Below are 17,820 nucleotides of genomic sequence, written 5' to 3' on the forward strand. Positions count from 1 at the left end.
ATGCATGAAATGAGCAAAGGATCTGCAAGCCCGTTAGTGTATTTACTAACTGGATATGTTGAGAATAATAAACCGGTGGGTAAATTAACGCCGGTAGCAAATCGAATCGTGGTGGCCGAGCAGCCTGAGTCAGCCACTTACGATACAAAAAAGCCTATTGTATTAAAAACAAATAGTGCTGGTATTTTATCGACAATAAACAGTGAGTCATTAGAGACGCGCCTGCCATTTCATGCATATATGGCAAATAATAATCAACGACCTATTATTATTCCGCCAATGGAGTCCATTGGGCTTATTGCAAATAATAACCCTAGTGGATGGGCACAAGAGTTTGTTGATAATTTAAAAAATTACAGTAGCTCAAATACGCCGTTGTTAGAGTTAAAAACAGTCCCAGTTACTAACTTAAAGCGCCCTACTGAGAATAGCGAAGATGACACTTACAATAAGTGGTATGAAAAAGAAATAATTCAAAAAAATGTAAAAAGTATTCAAGCGTATGTGTTAGCAAAAACGAGGGCTGTTGTATTAAGTATTAATCCGAACATACCGCTTTTTGGAGGTGAAAATATTGTTATATCGCCGCCAGTGGGTGAAGATAAATTTGCTACTTTCGATTCGGAAACTAACTTAGCTGTGATATCAGGTATTGATAAGAGACTACCTAGCGGCTTATATCGTATTAAAGTAAGGCTTGACCGAGATGCTTATTTAGCCAATATAGTTGGCTGGTGTTCTAAGTCTATTCAGAATGATGGTACATATTACTACTATGAACTTGCCGAAATGGTGCGCTTTGATATAAAAAACGAAGCGGGTGAGTTTGATGTAATTAACTGCGATCCGCTCTCGGTTGAAGAGGCAATAATAAAGCAATTTCCTCGCTTTTATAGCCACTTAATAAGTTATGCCAAAGATTTAAAAACAGAACATGCCACCTATGACCCTAAAAATATTAGTGTTAAAGATGAAAACGGTAAAGAAATTGGCCGCGCTAAAGTCAGCGATGAACCGATAAAAATAGCCAGCGGCTATGAAAGCTTTTGTCATGGTTGGGCGGTGGCAAAAGGCCGCGCACAACTCGCTGCTGGGTTAATTAATACTGATATAACCGCCAGTGCCAGTAACGGCAATTTTACCACCAATGGTAAATTTGTGTTAGGCAGTAAAATTGCCAAGGCAATTCATACCCATTTAAATAAAACAGAAGATAAAACCATTCAAGCCACCCTTGATTCTGTATTTGCGATGCAAGAAGGGCAAGATGCGTGGCAAAAGCTACGTAGTGCGCGTGCTGCTATGACAACCGACGGTTGGCGGCAAGCACTTGCAGAAAATCTGTGGCGCTTACCAGCGAACACACCAGCAGCAATGGAAAGCTATAATAAAAGTTTAGGTAAAAAGCTTGGCATTCCTAAGGTAGCAATGGATGCAGCAGGTAATGCACTCAATATAGCTGACTTAACCATAAATATTGCAGCACTTGGGCAAACTACGTTGCAGCAATTTGGTACAAATATCCCTAACTTAGCGCAATCTAAGCAGCATTATAAAACGGTTGCTAACGATTACTTTGAGCATTTAAGTGCTAAAGAAATAGTAAAAGACGTGGTAATTAAAGCACAGTTTGCACTTAATAGTGAGCAGGTAACCGATGAATACCGTGATGCTATCTTGCAGCAAAGTGAAGCGGTTTTAAAAGCGTTTGAGCTAAACAAAACGCTTAAAATTATAGTGGCAGGCCATACCTGCGATCTGGGTCATTACGATTATAATATGGCGCTATCTGAGCGACGAGCCGATGCTGTTAAAAATATTTTAGCAACTCAAGCTGGTATTGATGAGGCGCGTATTGAAGTGCAAGGGCTGGGTTATACTCAGCCACTTGTAAATAATAAAGATGAAGCCAGCCGAGCGCAAAACCGCCGTGTACACATTGTCGCTTATGCTATTAGCCAGCTTTCTGTTTGCCCATCACGCGAAGGTATGGATAGCTTAGAGCGCTTTCGTAATTTAACCGTGATTAACGACATAAAAGTAGGTGAAACAGTTGATGCCATGGCGTGGCAAATGATTAACATTGCTTTGGGTGTGATGGCATTTATTCCGGCAACAGCGCCCATCGCTGCGGCGGTGGCAGTAATAAAAGCGGGTGGTGCTATAGCTACATCGGCTGCTAATTTAATGGATGAAGTGCTGCTCGATAACGCCTGTAAAAAGTATTATGCCGAAATTCAAAGAGATAAACGCCTAGGCCAAGAATGTGCTGCTAACCAAGGGATGATGCATGAGCTGCTTAGTGAATTTAAAGAGAGCGAAAGCACAGAGCAAAGTACGCAGTGGGCTGCGCAATTTAGACTGCGCTCAGAGGCAATATCGGGCCTGATGGGCTTGTTATTAAGGGCGCAGCGTGAAGGAGATAAAAGCGAATACTACAAAAACCTAGAGCGTTATAAAGTAAAACAATACATAGAAAACTTTTTATTAGGTGATAGCTGGGCGCTCCCTAATTTACCCGGTGCATCAATTCGTATGGATACCTTTTGGGTGTTTTTCATTGATAGTATCGCAGGTCAAAAGAAAAACGTAGGCAATGATAAAAAAGCGCTCTATGGGTTTAGTGACAATTACAGCCTGTTAACTAAAGCCGCACGTAAAACTGTGATAGAGGACCCTCAAAACGCACTTTATATGCACTCGCAGTCTAACCCGTATGGCTTTTATATGATGGCGGTGCCAACACTCGCGCGTGAACATAACTATATTACCGCTGAGTTTCAAAACTACTTTCCTATTCATACCTTTGGCACACAAGAAAAAGCAGGCAGTAAATACCTTGAAAGCTTTGCAAACACCTTTGAGCCGGTATTTTCTGACTATGGTGAAGCAAGTTATCATCACAGCGCCATATATTATCAAGACCCAACGTCAAAAAAATGGTTGCCAATTATTGCCAACAAACTAAAGCGCTTAACGCCATTCACACCTATTCGTGTTTTAGTGGTGTTTAACGATACGATGACCGGTATTGCCCCTATTACCTTTAAAGTAACGCGCTGTGATGGGAAAAATAACGAGCTTGCTTATAAAGAGTTGGTAAGGCCACTTGTCGAGTCTGAGCTATTAGAGAGTGAAAAGCACTTTGCCGGAAAGTTTGGTTGTGTATTTACACCATTTTTTCAGTTGGGGCCAAAAACGTATTTAGGTACCAAGCCTATGGTGCACGAAGAAGCCTTTTACCCATTAATGCACGACTCTGCACTTGAATACTATCAAGATGACAATTTTTCTGACATGCGTTATTTCATTCGTGCGCAAGTTGGCAGTAGTCTTGGAGTTGTATTGCCGTTAATGGGAGAACGTAAAGATAATAGTGATGAGATGATTTTTGAGTCTGACACTGCGGAGGTCCTCTATGCCTTAGGCATAAAAAATAAGTTTGTGGCGAATGAGTTTTATGTTGATTTAAATACAAAGCGTAATGGTGGTAATGAAGAGTCACTATTAATAAAAGACTTTTTAACCAGTAATAGCTCAAGCTTTGTATACCCAGAGCTTTTTGCGGGGGAAAAAAGCATTAGAATTTTGGTGCGCTTTGGCGGTGAAGGAAAGCCTTATTTAATGACCAGTAAAATACAAAGGCAAGGGCGCTCAATCCGTTTATTTGAGAGTGAATTTGCTGCCGCACAAAGTTTAGGGTTTAAAGTACGCCAGTTTGGCGATGACATAATATTTGATGACTTTGATTGGAATACCCAAGTCGATATTATGGTTGTAGCCACCTGTACAAAGCTAGAGTCTGATAATTATACCAAAAAATTAATTGGTTTAGATTGGCGTAGTGTGCCATGTGATTTAATACTGCAGCAGACTATTGGTATTAATGACCAAGGCCCGCAGTATAAGTCAAAGCTGTGCTATTTAGGCAAAGCAACGCGTAATGCAAATAAAGGTTATAAAACAGAGCGTATTTTAAATAAAATGGTGGATACGTGGCATGACGATGACTATCAATTTGAGGATATGTGGGATGACAACCAGTGCAAAATTGATGAGCAGGTAGGCCCAGAGTATGAAGAGTTAATTGAACTATTGAATAACGCAGGCCCTTATAACGAGAAAGGTAAACAGGCTCGAGCTCGAGCGTTGCTTAATTGGCATAATAAAGACGCTAAAGCATTTGCCGGTGAAGAGCGGGTTTTTGTTTTTGCAGCGAACTTTAGTTTAAAGTATGAGTCGCCAAAACGGGTTACCGTTAAAGGTTTAAGGCCTTTTGGTGATATATTTACAGCTCAGTTTAGTGATTTGTTTACTGAGCAACAAGACCGGGAGTATAGTATGGAGCTAGGCGTCGCTAGCTTTAATTCTGCGGGTAATTCTGGTTTTAACTTTAATGATATCGGTTCGACGACTGATAAAACCAGCAACCATGGTTTGCAGTTAAAGTTACCATTGCCTAACCCTACAAATAGCGATTTGCCTTGGGGTAAAACATTACCTGAAGCTGATTTAAAAGAATTAGCCGCAAAGCTAAATGGCGAGCATTCAACCCCATCACAAAAAGCAGTGTATAAAAGGTTGTCAGAGGAAGGGTTGACTGAAGGTGAAGTGAAACAGTGGTTTGTTGAAGATGCGACAAAGAAGAAGGTCAGGCCGTTAGGGGCTTTTAAAGAGTAAATTAACTTCTTAGTACTTACAGGGCTGTAACCAAGCACTCTTTGTGAACAGCCCTTTTACCTAAGCTTACTTCACCTTTTAAAATATCAGCATATTATGGCATTAATTAAACCAATTTACCCAGTACCATTAATCAATAAAATAAAAGCGTTGCTGGCATTTAAATTGCCTAGCTCAGAGATGCCACCACCGCCGATCACCTATGTTGATGATAATGTCTGTAAGCTTAGCAACAACTCCATTAAAGCGCGTAATATGGGCATTATCCCTATGTTATTCATGGTGTCATTTATTGCGTTTTACCAGGTAGTTGGTTTTTATTCTATGTGGAAATCAACGGAAGAGAGTATGATGAAAATGGTTGATTTTTATAAAAAAAAATATGGGGAAGATTATTTCTTATCCCCGAATGTTGAACCAGTTAGTAAAAGTTTTTACGATATGTTTGATGAAAATGGCAAAATGTCATTAAGTCGTTATATGCATTATCACTATTATGAAACCGCTGATGTGGGCGGTACGTTTCGCCTTAAGCGAGATATAATTTTGTCCATCTTTATTATACTGACACTTCCGCCCTTATTGTACTTTTTAATCTTTTTTAAACGCCAAGCGCCGATGGTGTTTGACCGTAATCGGCAAATTGTTTATCACTGGTATAAGGGCAACGTTCGCGCTCAACATTTTAAAGACCTACGAATACATGAAGATTCACAAATGATGCGTATTCAAACGCGCAGCCTTGGTAAGCGCGGTGATATGCGTTGGGCTAATTTTATGGTGCAACCGCGGCATAATCCTTATTACAACGGCAAAGATGCGTACGCGCCAGTACTGGCGTTTATTTGTCAATTTATGGAATATGGCCGCGAGCATGTAATGCCGCAGCATGAGCAATGGCAATCAGATGACAAACCCTTTGCATTTTTTGATGATGAAAAACCAAAAGACTTTGAGCAACAGCTAAATGCGGTATTAACACATTTGTCAGAGAATGATACAGATATCCCGCTTGATAAAGACAATTTACCGTTATCTACAGGGATGGATATGAGCATGAGTATGCGTTTAAGTAGGGCCGAGAGTCGAGAAAGTAATAAAGCTGTGGACAAGAATGAATAAAGGATTTGTTGAGATTAATGGCATTAATTAAACCAATTTACCCAATACCTTTAGTAAATAAGTTGAAAGCACTGCTTAGCTTTCAACTTACTAAAGAGGCGCCGCCGCCAACACCGATAGTGTATGTAGATGAACATATTTGTAAGCTTAGTAATAATTCAATGAAAGCCCGTAATATGGGGCTGATCCCATTGTTATTAATTGTGTTATTTACTGCATGTTTAAATGCTAATAATATATTAAAAAGCTGGAGTGCAAGAGAGAGAGCAACTATTGATAGTATTGAATTATATAAAAAAAGTATGGAGAGAATTATTTTAGTAGTACAGAAGTAAACCCAATACACTTAAAGTGGTATAAATTGCTAGATGAAAGTGGTGAGTTGACGTTTAAAAGCTACTTGTATGCTCGTCACAGTAATAAACATACAGCTTATGGAAGTTATTTTTACAAAAAAGACATTTCATTTTTAGTTTTTTACGCTATTACTATTCCACTTTTGTTGTTTTTTATTATTCGTTTTAAGCGTCAAGCGCCGATGGTGTTTGATCGTGATAAACAAATTGTCTACCTCTGGTACAAAGGCAAAGTACGCGCCCAGCACTTTAAAGATTTACGGGTTTATGAAGACTTTCAAATGATGCGTATTCAGACCCGCGGTTTTGATAAACACAACAACATGCAATGGGCTAATTTTATGGTGCAACCTCGTCATAATCCTTATTACAACGGCAAAGATGCGTACGAGCCAGTATTGGCATTTATTTGCCAATTTATGGAATATGGCCGCGAGCATGTAATGCCGCAGTGCAAGCAATGGCAAACCGATGACAAACCCTTTGCATTTTTTGATGATGAAAAATCAAAAGATTTTGAGCAGCAGCTAAATGCGGTGTTAACACATTTATCGGAGAACGATACAGATATCCCGCTTGATAAAGACAATTTACCCATTCCCCCCGTGTGAATTAGGTAAGAGCTGATGATTTTAGAGCATCTAAAGCGCTTTACAACCACCCAAGCAACGCAGAGTTTAAAGCCCTACGCCCCGATCCTAATTTAATTTACCCGGGCGATAAAATCACGATTCCACCAAAAAAAGAAAAGTTTATACCGCTGCGCGCCAATAGCCTAAATACGTTTGTTGTACAAAACGAAAAAGAATATTTTCGCTTGCAAGTATCGTATGACGATGGCGATGATATTACCGGTAAACGTGTTGTGCTTAATATCGGCAGCCAAACAATCGATACCGTATTGCAAAGTGATGGGCTTATCGAAGTAGAGCTTAATAATAACGACGCCCTTACTGGCACCGTCGATTTATACCTAAATGAAGGCGATACCACACCAACTAAAAGCTTTGCGGTACAAATAGGCAATCTAGATCCAATCGACACGCTTTCTGGCGTGCAGGGACGTTGTAATATGTTGGGGTTTAATTGCGGCAAGGTTGATGGCGTCATGGGTCAAAAAACTCGCATTGGTGTAAAGGAATTTCAGTACGAGCACGATCTCGACATAGACGGCATACCAGGCCCTAAAACCAAAGCAAAATTACAACAAGTATTTGGGAGTTAGTATGAGTACCCCGTACAGTATGGCAATGGTAGTTAACAATATAAATCTGTTAACGATTGTTAAGCCCGCTTTTGTATTTTTTTATCAAGTTGACACAAATGCAAAAAATTACGCTAAAGAGCAGCTTGTGTTGGTAAATAATCAACATAACTGGCAGCAAATAAAGCCAATTTCACGTGTAATGCCTAAGGGAGATTGGGTCCGTATAGAATTTACCGACATACCCCAAAGCGGCAATTTTGATTTATTACAAGACCCAAACGACGGCCAGCCTAGTTACTATATATTTGATAACGTGCCATTCAGCGAGCTTAACAAGCAAACACCAAACACGGTAATAATGGCAGAGATAACAGAAGGGTAAGTGCATTCATTTTGCCTTCATTATAAAAGGTTTTAAATAATGAGTTTGTTTACAGCAATCCAATAAATGGGCTCATTCAGTAAAAGGATAGTTTTTGATGTTTTTTAAAAAATACAGCATGTTTTGCGTGCTCTCTCTTTGTGCCAGCTTGGTACTAGGCGGTTGCTCAGAGCCATCTTCACAAGGCTCTGAGCAGGTTGAGGTTGACCTTGCTAAATACCCATGGGCTAAAGAGCATCAAAACCACCCTGAGTGGCCGATGGAAATACGTGAAGAGGTGTATGGCGATGCAGATACCTTCTTAACCCCGCGGTTAATGTTTTGGAATAAATACAAATACAGTGAGGTACGCACACTGTGGTCATCTCGTTTAGATGGCTCTGACAGGCGGCGTATTATTCCAGAAGAGGTATTTCAAAAGCTTGAATCTATTAGTATACATGCACCAGCTCGCTCACCAGATAACCGTTATATCGCTATTTCGGGTTATATCAATGATAGAGCCACGCGCCAGTTATACGACACTAAAGAGAAAAAGCTAATCACCATGTCAGGTGGTGGTGGCTACCCGTGGTTTAATTGGACGTCAGACAGTAAAAATGTAATTTTTTACTCAGATGGCAAAAACTTTAATTACCATGTTCCAACAGGCGAGCTAACCCCACGACCACAAATTCACCACAGTGGCGCTGCTTTTTTACTCCCAGGCGATAAAGAGTTTTTAGCGGTAAAGCACGATGGCTTTTGGATACATAAGTTTGATGGTGAGGTAATACGCAAAGTTAATTTTGGTTTTCCACGTAAGTGGGAGATGGTGGACCACCGTATTTCACCGGATGGAAAATACTTAGCGTTTATGACTCATATCAGACCAAAAGCGCATTTTCATTGGGTGAATATTGCCAATCCGGAAATAGAGCACTCAGAAATAGGGGAAGGTAATAGCGTGATTTTTTCTTTGGATGAAAATGTCACTCTTAAATTTGGTTATAACGATTTTAAAGAGCCAACTAGTCGAGATGAAATACCTGACATATACAGCATTATTACTAAAACGAATATTTTAACAGGCGAACAAAAAATCACACGAGTAAAGGAAATGGGTATTTGGGGTTTGGACAGATTATCACCAGTAGCGATTACCAACCAAAAAGCACAGGGTAACTGATTATGCATAAAATGAGCAAAGGATCTGAATAGAGTGGAGACAACAGTGGGAATTAAAATAGAAAACTTATCTAAGCAGGATCGGCCATAAAGTAAAGTATATTATGGTTGCTTTAGGTTTGGTTTGAATTATATAACCGTAAAGTTGGTTTTATACGAAATTTATTTTCTTTTATTGTGGTTTTTCATTCCATTTAAAGGTGAGATTATGCTTGCATGCGCAGTTTTGAAGTGTTAAAAATAGGGCTCACTGAACACACACATTTAGTAAAGACGATGCAAAACACTCATTTAATTACATTAAAACTGAACCTCTTACTGCAAGCGCACGTGAGCGGGGATTAGTGTATTTGCATTAAGTAAACACAAAAAACCCCGCATATCGCGGGGTTTTTTTTATCTCGCATCCAGGGCAGCAGAGAATTAAGGGTAGATTATGCAAGAACAAGATAAAGTATGGATTTTCGACACCACTTTACGTGATGGTGAGCAAGCGCTTAAAGCGAGCCTGACTGAAGAAGATAAAATCCAGCTGGCGCATACTATTAGCCGCCTAAATGTGGATGTGATGGAAGTAGGTTTTCCGGTTTCGAGCCCTGCCGATTTTCGTTCAGTGCAACGTATAGCGACAGAAGTGAAAGGCCCGATTATTTGTGGTTTAGCACGCGCTGTTGCTAAAGATATTGAAGCCTGTGGCGAAGCACTTCGCACAGCACAACAAAGTCGAATTCATACTTTTATTGCTACCAGCCCTTTGCATTTAGAACACAAGCTACGTATGAGCTTAGATGATGCGACAGCCATGGCGGTTAAATCAATTAAGCTTGCCCGTAATTATACTGATGATGTGGAATTTTCATGCGAAGACGCAGGCCGTACGCCGCATTGGGATTTATGCAAAATTGTTGAGCAGGCGATTAATGCTGGTGCATCAACCATCAACTTACCAGATACAGTTGGTTTTGTTACGCCAGACGAATACGCGGCGATGATCCGCCATTTAATGAATAACGTGCCAAATATTGATAAAGCGCGGTTAAGTGTACATTGTCATAATGATTTAGGTTTGGCTGTTGCCAATTCTGTTGCAGCGGTGCAAGCCGGTGCACGGCAAATCGAATGTACTATTAATGGTATTGGTGAGCGTGCGGGTAACTGTTCACTTGAAGAAGTGGCGATGATCATGAAGATGCGCCAAGACCACTTAAAAGTGTATACCGATATTCGCAGTGAAGAAATCTATCGCGCTTCACGCCAAGTGGCGAAAATTTGTAATATGCCAGTGCAACCTAACAAAGCGATTGTTGGCGAGAATGCTTTTGCCCATAGTTCAGGTATTCATCAAGACGGTGTATTAAAAGCGCAAAATACCTATGAAATTATGTCACCAGAAAGCGTCGGCGTACCAAATAACCAATTAAATATGACCTCACGTTCGGGTCGTCATGTTATTGAGCACCGCCTTGAAGAATTAGGCTATCAAAAATCTGATTACGATATGGATAGCCTATATGAAAGCTTCTTAACCCTTGCAGATCAAAAAGGTACAGTGTACGACTATGACCTTGAAGCGATGATTTATTTTAACCAAATCAGTGATAAAGACGACAAATACCAATTAGAGTTTGTTAACTCAACGTCTAACTCGCAATCAGTAGCAAGCTCAACGATTGGGATGACGATTAATGGTGAGTCTAAACAAGAAGCGGCTACCGGCAATGGCCCTGTAGAGGCATCATTCTTAGCGATTGAACGTTTAACGGGTATGGCTGTTGAAATGATTGAATTTAATCTAGAAGCTACCGGTGAAGGTGCCAGTTCATTAGGTGAAGTAAATATAATAGCTAAATACGATGGCCGCCCTTATCACGGCGCGGGCATTGCAGCGGATGTGGTTGAGGCGTCAGTACGCGCCATGATCCGCGTTTATAACTTAATTTATCGTGCACAAAAAGTGTCTGATTTAAAACAACAAAGGAAAGCAGGATGAGTCAATCAAATTATAGCGTTGCAGTATTAGCAGGCGACGGTATCGGCCCAGAAGTAATGGCAGCAGCAGAGCAGGTATTGGATGCTGTGAGCAGTAAATTTGGTTTTACTTTAACTCGTCATCATCATGCCATTGGCGGCGCTGCGATTGATCAATTTGGTAAAGCGTTACCCGATCAAACCCTTGCAGCGTGTGAAAGTGCCGATGCAATTTTGTTTGGTTCAGTGGGCGGTCCAAAGTGGGAGCATCTTCCTGCCAATGAGCAACCAGAGCGCGCATCACTTTTGCCACTACGTAAACACTTTGGTTTGTTTTGTAACTTACGCCCAGCGCAACTATTACCAGCACTGAGCGCTGCATCGCCATTACGTGCCGATATAAGCGAAAAAGGCTTTGATATCTTATGCGTGCGCGAGCTAACGGGCGGTATTTACTTTGGCGAAAAAGGCCGCAGTGGCGAAGGGGCTGAAGAAACCGCATTTGATACGCAAACTTATTCACGCAAAGAAATTGAACGCATTGCACGTTTTGCCTTTGAAGCAGCAAAATTACGTAATAACCATGTAACGTCGGTTGATAAAGCCAACGTATTAGCATCAAGTGTATTATGGCGCGAAGTAGTAACCGAAGTAAGCAAAGACTTCCCAGAAGTAAGCCTTGATTATATTTACGTTGATAACGCGGCAATGCAACTGGTTAAACAACCTAGCCAGTTTGATGTGTTACTGTGTGATAACTTATTTGGTGACATATTGTCAGATGAATGCGCGATGATCACCGGATCTATGGGCTTATTGCCATCGGCAAGTTTAAATCAGTCAGGCTTTGGTATGTATGAACCTGCTGGTGGTTCGGCACCTGATATTGCTGGCAAAGGGGTTGCAAACCCAATCGCACAAATTTTAAGTGCCGCGTTAATGCTACGTTATTCACTAGGCCAAGATGAAGCGGCGCGCAGCATTGAAAAAGCAGTAGCCGAAGCGGTCGAAGCAGGCGTAGGTACACCGGATATTTACCCAAATGCAGGTTATACAACGCAAGACGTTGCCGCAGCAATTGTCGCTCGTATATAAAACAGCACGTATTTAAACAATTATTCACTCGCTGCACCGTCACGCGGCGAGTCAAACAAATTAGGGGATCAGCAAGTGGCCCAAACGTTATACGATAAAATCTGGCAAGCACATGTAGTTGCTAGTATTAATGAGCAAACCGATTTACTTTATATTGACCGTCATTTAGTACACGAAGTGACATCGCCGCAAGCTTTTGCTGGCCTGCGAGAGAAAAACCGTAAAGTGCGTTGTCCTGAAAAAACCATCGCAACGATGGACCATAATGTATCGACCAAAAGCCGCTCATTAGATGCCGCCAGTGAAGTATCAAAAAACCAATTGATGGCGCTTGATGCCAACTGCAAAGAGTTTGGTATTGTACTTTACGATTTAAACTCAATTAACCAAGGCATAGTGCATGTAATGGGGCCTGAGCAAGGTATTACTTTACCTGGCACTACCATTGTTTGTGGTGATAGCCATACCTCTACTCACGGTGCATTTGGTGCACTGGCCCATGGTATTGGTACGTCTGAGGTTGAGCACGTACTCGCAACGCAAACGCTACAACAGAAAAAAGCCAAGTCATTAAAAATTCAAATTAATGGTGTACTACGTCCAACGGTTACAGCCAAAGATTTGATCATGGCGGTGATTGGTAAGCTAGGTACCGCTGGTGGTACAGGTTATGTGGCAGAGTTTTGTGGTGAAGGCATTGCAGCACTGTCAATGGAAGCGCGTATGACATTGTGTAACATGAGTATTGAAATGGGCGCTAAAGCGGGTTTAATCGCTTCAGACCAAATCACTTATGATTACTTAAAAGGCCGCCCATTTGCTCCACAAGGCGATGATTTTGAAGCTGCAGTTGCCTACTGGGAAACCTTAAAAACTGACGAAGGTGCGCAGTTTGATTTAGAAGTTGAACTAGAAGCGAGTAGCATTCAGCCGCAAATTACTTGGGGCACTAGCCCTGAGCAAGTTATTGGTGTTGATGAATGCATTCCAGATCCAGATCAAGAGCCTGATTTAATTAAAGCTGATGCGATTCGCAGTGCGCTTAAATATATGGGTTTAACGGCCGGTGATAAGTTATCGTCAGCGAGCGTAGATACGGTATTTATCGGTTCATGTACCAACAGCCGAATTGAAGATTTACGCGCCGCCGCACAGATTGTTGAAGGTAAAAAAGTGGCTGCTGGTGTTGAGGCGTTAATCGTACCAGGCTCTGGCTTGGTGAAAAAACAGGCTGAAGATGAAGGCCTAGCTGATATTTTCAAAGCTGCTGGTTTTGAGTGGCGTGAACCGGGTTGCTCAATGTGCTTAGCCATGAACGATGACCGTTTAGGTGCAGGCAAGCGCTGTGCATCCACCTCAAACCGTAACTTTGAAGGTCGCCAAGGCCGTGGTGGTCGTACACACTTAGTAAGCCCTGCAATGGCCGCTGCGGCAGCTATTCATGGTCGCTTTGTTGATATTAGAGGAGAAGCCTAATGAGCATTTTTTTTAGTGGCTTAATGGCCCCACTTGATAAAAACAACGTCGATACCGACCAAATCATTCCAAAGCAGTTTTTAACCTCAACCAGCCGTGATGGTTTTGATGCGGCGTTGTTTTATGATTGGCGCTATTTAGATAACGACGAGCCAAACCCTGAGTTTATTTTAAATCGGCCATGTTACCAAGGCGCGCAAATATTACTAACTCGCGATAACTTTGGCTGCGGCTCATCACGTGAGCACGCTCCATGGGCGCTTAAGCAATATGGTTTTGAAGTGATTTTAGCGGAAAGCTTTGCCGATATTTTCTTTAATAACTGTGGCAATAACCAGATGTTAGCTATTGCACTACCAGCACAAACATTGGAAGACTTATTTGTACTGAGCGAGCAACACGACGATATTCATATCGACATCGATCTTGAAAACCAAACGCTGACCAGCAATAAGTTTGCCCCAATTAGCTTTGATATTCGCAAAGACGTAAAAGAGCGTTTATTAAGTGGTTTAGATTTTATCGGTGTCACCGAAACCCTCAACCCACAAATCGATGCCTTTGAAGCAAAGCTTAACGCCGAGCGACCTTGGCAGTAAAGGTTTAAAAGTTATTAAACAATGAAACGCGGCTCAGGCCGCGTTTTTTGTGAGTCGAGGAATTAATTTACAGCATTACATTTTTTTGTTTTATGGGTACAATCCACAATATACTAACGATAAAAATCAGGTGAATTACGTGAATTGTAAGTTGCAAAGAAATTTTTGGGCGCTTTTAGCCGCTGTTTTAATGATTGCTGGGTGTGGAGGTGACTCGGAAACTCCCGTTGAGCAGCCATTAACGGTTTCAATAGATGGTCCAAAAAGTGTATCGGAGGATGACGGGTTTACCTTACAAGCCAATATAAATAAAAGTGACACTGGTGTTGTGGTGCATTGGTATGACTCTGGAAGAAGCCTTATCAGTGAAGAGGCTACATTGAACATAGAGCCATTCGATGTAACAGAGGATACCACTGCAGTGTATAAATTGTACGTTGCTCATAATGGACAAGAAGTTGAGACTGAACATACAATTGAGGTAAAACATCGTATTAATGTTGAAAAGAAACCACAAGATGCGACAAAGACGGTTTTATTATTACAAAATTTATTGCTGGAAGAAGCGCAAACTTTAAGTAATCAACTATTAGCAAAGCTTGATGGCGAGGAAATAGAGCTAGAACAAGTGTGTGAAAATGGGGGCTTATATACACTTTCATATTTGGATAATGATGATTCCAGCACTATTACAGAAGGGGATGTATTACAGCAATCTTTTCAGGATTGCTCGGATAATTATCGGAATGCATTAAGTGGCCTCAGAATAGTCACGATTTTAGACGCTGATTTACAAAATGGCATCATTGAGTTTAGTGTCAATAATGATGATATTGAAACCTTGGAAAGTACTTACTCATATAATGAGCCAATGACGTTTAAGGGAAGTTACTCAACTCGCTTTGCATATTCACCTAGCATTCGAACCATAGCTATAACTGTAGATGAAAAACTCCAAGGAAAAGCCTTAAAGCCGTTTAGTTATGATGAAACTTTTTATTACGTCAATATTAAAGAATTAACGATAGAGAAGGTAATTGACTTTAATACAGCAACATACAGCATAAAAACCAATGGTACTGTTGATGATACAAATTTGAATGGTGAATTCAGCTTTTCTCAAGAAGATGCTTGGTATGGGTATTTTATGGAATATCCACATAAGGGCTCTATTAAAGTTAGCTCAGAAAAAGAGTCGATACTACTAGCCAGTAATTTTGTTTCAGATTCTGATAAGTTAAACATTAGCTATGGTGAAGAACAGCTCCAGCTTCATTGGTCCACCTTCCTGCCCGAAGCTATGTCTACGTTTAATATATATAACAATATCAGAGCATTTCGTGCAGATAATTTTGATCGAGTACTTGATCCTGGAAGTGTTAATAATAATTCAGTTCAGTTGGATGGCCCCGTACCTCTAATTTTTTCAAGACCTGTAGCAGCTGACACTTCTGCTTCTGTATATTTCCAAACCCAATCAGGGTACGACCATATCAATATTCCTGGTAGAGTTGAGGTTGCTGGCGCGCTAATAAATATTTACCCAGAACAACCATTAAAGGCTGATACAGACTATGATTTACAGGTTTCAGGTATTACAAGTGTCACAGGGCAGGAGCATAGTTGGATATTTTTAGATATAAAAACAACAGATAGTATTATTCCTAATTTAACAAGCTCCAATTATTTCTATCAAGACAATCAATATCCTACGTTGAGTGTTGAGGACAGTATTTTAAATAAAGGGCAGGTTCTATCTTATCAATGGGTTGATTTAAATGGTGTAGGCATTGAATTTGATGACGAAAATGCAGTTTCTACAAGTTTTAGTCTACCAGAAGTTGTTGAATCAGATATCACTATTGAAGTGATACTTACTAATGACTTAGGTGAGCGTGCAAAGGAAAGAATAACTTTGCAGTATTTGCCTTACTCAGGAACGTACCTTTTTATAGATGGTATTAAAGATGATTATGTTAGCTTAGGGAAGAAGATCATAGAGACGCAGGCAACAGGTGATTTTTCTGTGTCGCGTGATTCAAATGATCAATCCCACTTAGAGTTTCTATTTGAAAGTGATGAAAGTAATTGGAGTTTAAATCTAAAAGCCCCTGGTGATGCAAGCTTGTCTGTTGGAGAGTATTTAAATGCTACCCGTTACCCTTTTCAAGGTGAATCGTCGGCTGGTTTAGATCTCTCTGGGGAGCATAGAGGGTGTGGTAGGCTTTATGGGCAATTTGAGATTTTTGAGTTAGAAGAGAACTCTAAAAATGAAGTCCAAAAACTGGCTGTAAATATTACGCAGAGTTGTGAGAGCAGTGAATCTCCAGAATTAAAGGGCTATATTCGATTTAATTCAGCAGTGCCTTTGAATCCATAATTATAAATAATGAAACGCGGCTCAGGCCGCGTTTTGAATGGAAGTTAACGCATTAGCCAGCCATCAGCCATTTCTTCTATTGTGACTTCATTAGATGTTTCATTTTCACCGTATCCTTGTGAACTTAAAATGTATTCAACACTGCAAGAGTAAACGGTTTTACTTTTCAATACAGTTGTTTATTGAGAGGTTTTCAATTGTTGAATGCAGAGATAAACAAGTAGAGATTTTTAGATGGGTATGTATCCTTCCCACCGGACAAACCTTGTATTGATTTAACAAGTTCAAGCTTCCCATTCATTGTATCTTCAATACCTGAACTGCTAGGTCCTCCGCAGGAGGTAAGAAGCCTTGAAACCGTTATTGCAAAAGCCGAATTTACAAAGTGTTTTTATTTTTAATTATATTTATCAATTGATTGAGTGTTTATTAGTAATGTAGCATGAAAACCATACTGCTTTGCCTTTTGTACAAAACATACAAATTAAATAATTCCAGGGGCTAGTCTTTTTATACTATATGATGTGTTTATTAATACATATAATCAATAGCGAAACCTAGCAAAGCAAGTATGCAGCAAATAGTCATATTAATTGTTTTAAGTTTTTTAAATTGGCTAATTTTTGGAGCATCAATGGTCGATAAAAAGCCATTTTTTAGTGATTCATGTAAGTTAGCAGCAATAGCGGAGCGTGAAGTATTACATAGTGTATTTTGAGCTAACTGCTGCCACCGGGTTTGGTATGTCTGCGCTAAGTGTGTAAGTAATACCAATCTGCATAAAGATTAAGTCAATTTGATCCAGTCTCTAGAGTATATGCTTTTAACCGTATCAGGAACAGAAATGAATTTATTCCACGCTTGCGAAACCTGTTCGACAATTTCTTCATAACCACTAAACACACGATTAGATAAACAGTGTTGCCGTATCCAACTCTATACTTGCTCTATTGGATTTAACTCCGGGGAGTAAGGCGGAAGTTTTATTAGCGTGACATTATTGAATGGTTGTACAGTATCAATAGTATGCCAACCAGCGCCATCAACAATCACGACCGCATGACGTCAGGCCTCCGTGGCTTTTGATATTAATTCCATGTGTTGCGTCATGACCTCTTTATTGACGATAGGGCTGATCAGCGCTTCTGTTTTACCATTACTTGGGCACACTGCACCAAATAAGTATCCATACTCAAACTGCTGTTGTTTTGTTGCGCGAGGCCTCGAGCCTGTTTCAGCCCATAAACGTGTTGTTTGATTTTATTGTCCAAACCGTGCTTCATCTTGAAACCAAACATCAATGCGCTCTAAAGGGAGATGTCCTGGGGTGTGAAGGATCGTTTCCACTTGGAACTTTTTTAAAAGCCTCTTGGCTTTCTTTTGACTGC

The 17,820-nt window shown here is 40.4% G+C and carries 12 protein-coding genes and 1 pseudogene; 12 read left to right on the plus strand and 1 reads right to left on the minus strand.

All coding sequences use genetic code 11. From position 1 onward, the window contains the following. The 12 genes from H5182_RS19030 to H5182_RS19085 all read left to right on the plus strand — a co-directional run bounded on the left by H5182_RS19030 (nt 1) and on the right by H5182_RS19085 (nt 16,432). Nucleotides 1-4,680, plus strand: coding sequence for an OmpA family protein (locus tag H5182_RS19030; RefSeq protein ID WP_182760449.1), 4,680 nt, complete (start codon nt 1-3; stop codon nt 4,678-4,680). A 96-nt stretch (nt 4,681-4,776) separates the two neighbouring features. Continuing rightward, nucleotides 4,777-5,802 carry a hypothetical protein gene (locus tag H5182_RS19035; protein WP_182760450.1) on the plus strand — a complete coding sequence of 342 codons (1,026 nt, stop codon included), beginning with the start codon at nt 4,777-4,779 and terminating at the stop codon, nt 5,800-5,802. A 17-nt stretch (nt 5,803-5,819) separates the two neighbouring features. Then, nucleotides 5,820-6,137: a hypothetical protein gene (locus H5182_RS19040; RefSeq protein WP_182760451.1), complete on the plus strand. Its 318-nt coding sequence runs from the start codon at nt 5,820-5,822 to the stop codon at nt 6,135-6,137. Nucleotides 6,138-6,163: 26 nt separating this feature from the next. Then, complete coding sequence (locus tag H5182_RS19045; protein ID WP_182760452.1) at nt 6,164-6,769, plus strand: hypothetical protein; 606 nt, start codon at nt 6,164-6,166, stop codon at nt 6,767-6,769. Between the two features lie 206 nt (nt 6,770-6,975). Beyond that, on the plus strand, nt 6,976-7,383 hold the full coding sequence (locus H5182_RS19050) for a peptidoglycan-binding protein (RefSeq protein ID WP_259398332.1): 408 nt from the start codon (nt 6,976-6,978) through the stop codon (nt 7,381-7,383). Between the two features lies 1 nt (nt 7,384). Then, nucleotides 7,385-7,747, plus strand: a complete 363-nt coding sequence (locus tag H5182_RS19055) for a hypothetical protein (protein WP_182735898.1) — start codon at nt 7,385-7,387, stop codon at nt 7,745-7,747. A gap of 97 nt (nt 7,748-7,844) precedes the next feature. Beyond that, nucleotides 7,845-8,915 carry a hypothetical protein gene (locus tag H5182_RS19060; RefSeq protein WP_404936224.1) on the plus strand — a complete coding sequence of 357 codons (1,071 nt, stop codon included), beginning with the start codon at nt 7,845-7,847 and terminating at the stop codon, nt 8,913-8,915. A 435-nt stretch (nt 8,916-9,350) separates the two neighbouring features. Further along, nucleotides 9,351-10,904, plus strand: a complete 1,554-nt coding sequence (gene leuA / locus H5182_RS19065; protein WP_145242424.1) for a 2-isopropylmalate synthase — start codon at nt 9,351-9,353, stop codon at nt 10,902-10,904. Continuing rightward, nucleotides 10,901-11,977 (plus strand): 3-isopropylmalate dehydrogenase, encoded by a 1,077-nt coding sequence (gene leuB / locus H5182_RS19070; RefSeq protein WP_149980410.1) that lies wholly within the window; start codon nt 10,901-10,903, stop codon nt 11,975-11,977. Before leuA ends, leuB begins: the two co-directional genes overlap by 4 nt. Before the next feature lie 75 nt (nt 11,978-12,052). Further along, the gene (leuC, locus tag H5182_RS19075) at nt 12,053-13,453 is read left to right on the plus strand and encodes a 3-isopropylmalate dehydratase large subunit (RefSeq protein ID WP_145242429.1); all 1,401 of its coding nucleotides are present in this window, start codon (nt 12,053-12,055) and stop codon (nt 13,451-13,453) included. Beyond that, nucleotides 13,453-14,052, plus strand: a complete 600-nt coding sequence (leuD, locus tag H5182_RS19080) for a 3-isopropylmalate dehydratase small subunit (RefSeq protein WP_182731715.1) — start codon at nt 13,453-13,455, stop codon at nt 14,050-14,052. Before leuC ends, leuD begins: the two co-directional genes overlap by 1 nt. Before the next feature lie 139 nt (nt 14,053-14,191). Further along, nucleotides 14,192-16,432 carry an Ig-like domain-containing protein gene (locus tag H5182_RS19085; protein WP_182760454.1) on the plus strand — a complete coding sequence of 747 codons (2,241 nt, stop codon included), beginning with the start codon at nt 14,192-14,194 and terminating at the stop codon, nt 16,430-16,432. Between the two features lie 786 nt (nt 16,433-17,218). Here H5182_RS19085 and H5182_RS22410 read toward each other — a convergent pair. Further along, a pseudogene (locus H5182_RS22410) lies at nt 17,219-17,820 on the minus strand (IS630 family transposase); the annotation flags it as partial.

It is taken from the genome of Pseudoalteromonas sp. SG44-17 (assembly GCF_014164235.1).
Taxonomy (GTDB): domain Bacteria; phylum Pseudomonadota; class Gammaproteobacteria; order Enterobacterales; family Alteromonadaceae; genus Pseudoalteromonas; species Pseudoalteromonas rhizosphaerae.

Bases quoted from the DNA above. Each gene is read 5' to 3' on its own strand.
- H5182_RS19030 (WP_182760449.1), top strand. From the start codon at position 1: ATGCATGAAATGAGCAAAGGATCTGCAAGCCCGTTAGTGTATTTACTA.
- H5182_RS19035 (WP_182760450.1), top strand. From the start codon at position 4,777: ATGGCATTAATTAAACCAATTTACCCAGTACCATTAATCAATAAAATA.
- H5182_RS19040 (WP_182760451.1), top strand. From the start codon at position 5,820: ATGGCATTAATTAAACCAATTTACCCAATACCTTTAGTAAATAAGTTG.
- H5182_RS19055 (WP_182735898.1), top strand. From the start codon at position 7,385: ATGAGTACCCCGTACAGTATGGCAATGGTAGTTAACAATATAAATCTG.
- H5182_RS19060 (WP_404936224.1), top strand. From the start codon at position 7,845: ATGTTTTTTAAAAAATACAGCATGTTTTGCGTGCTCTCTCTTTGTGCC.
- leuA (WP_145242424.1), top strand. From the start codon at position 9,351: ATGCAAGAACAAGATAAAGTATGGATTTTCGACACCACTTTACGTGAT.
- leuB (WP_149980410.1), top strand. From the start codon at position 10,901: ATGAGTCAATCAAATTATAGCGTTGCAGTATTAGCAGGCGACGGTATC.
- leuD (WP_182731715.1), top strand. From the start codon at position 13,453: ATGAGCATTTTTTTTAGTGGCTTAATGGCCCCACTTGATAAAAACAAC.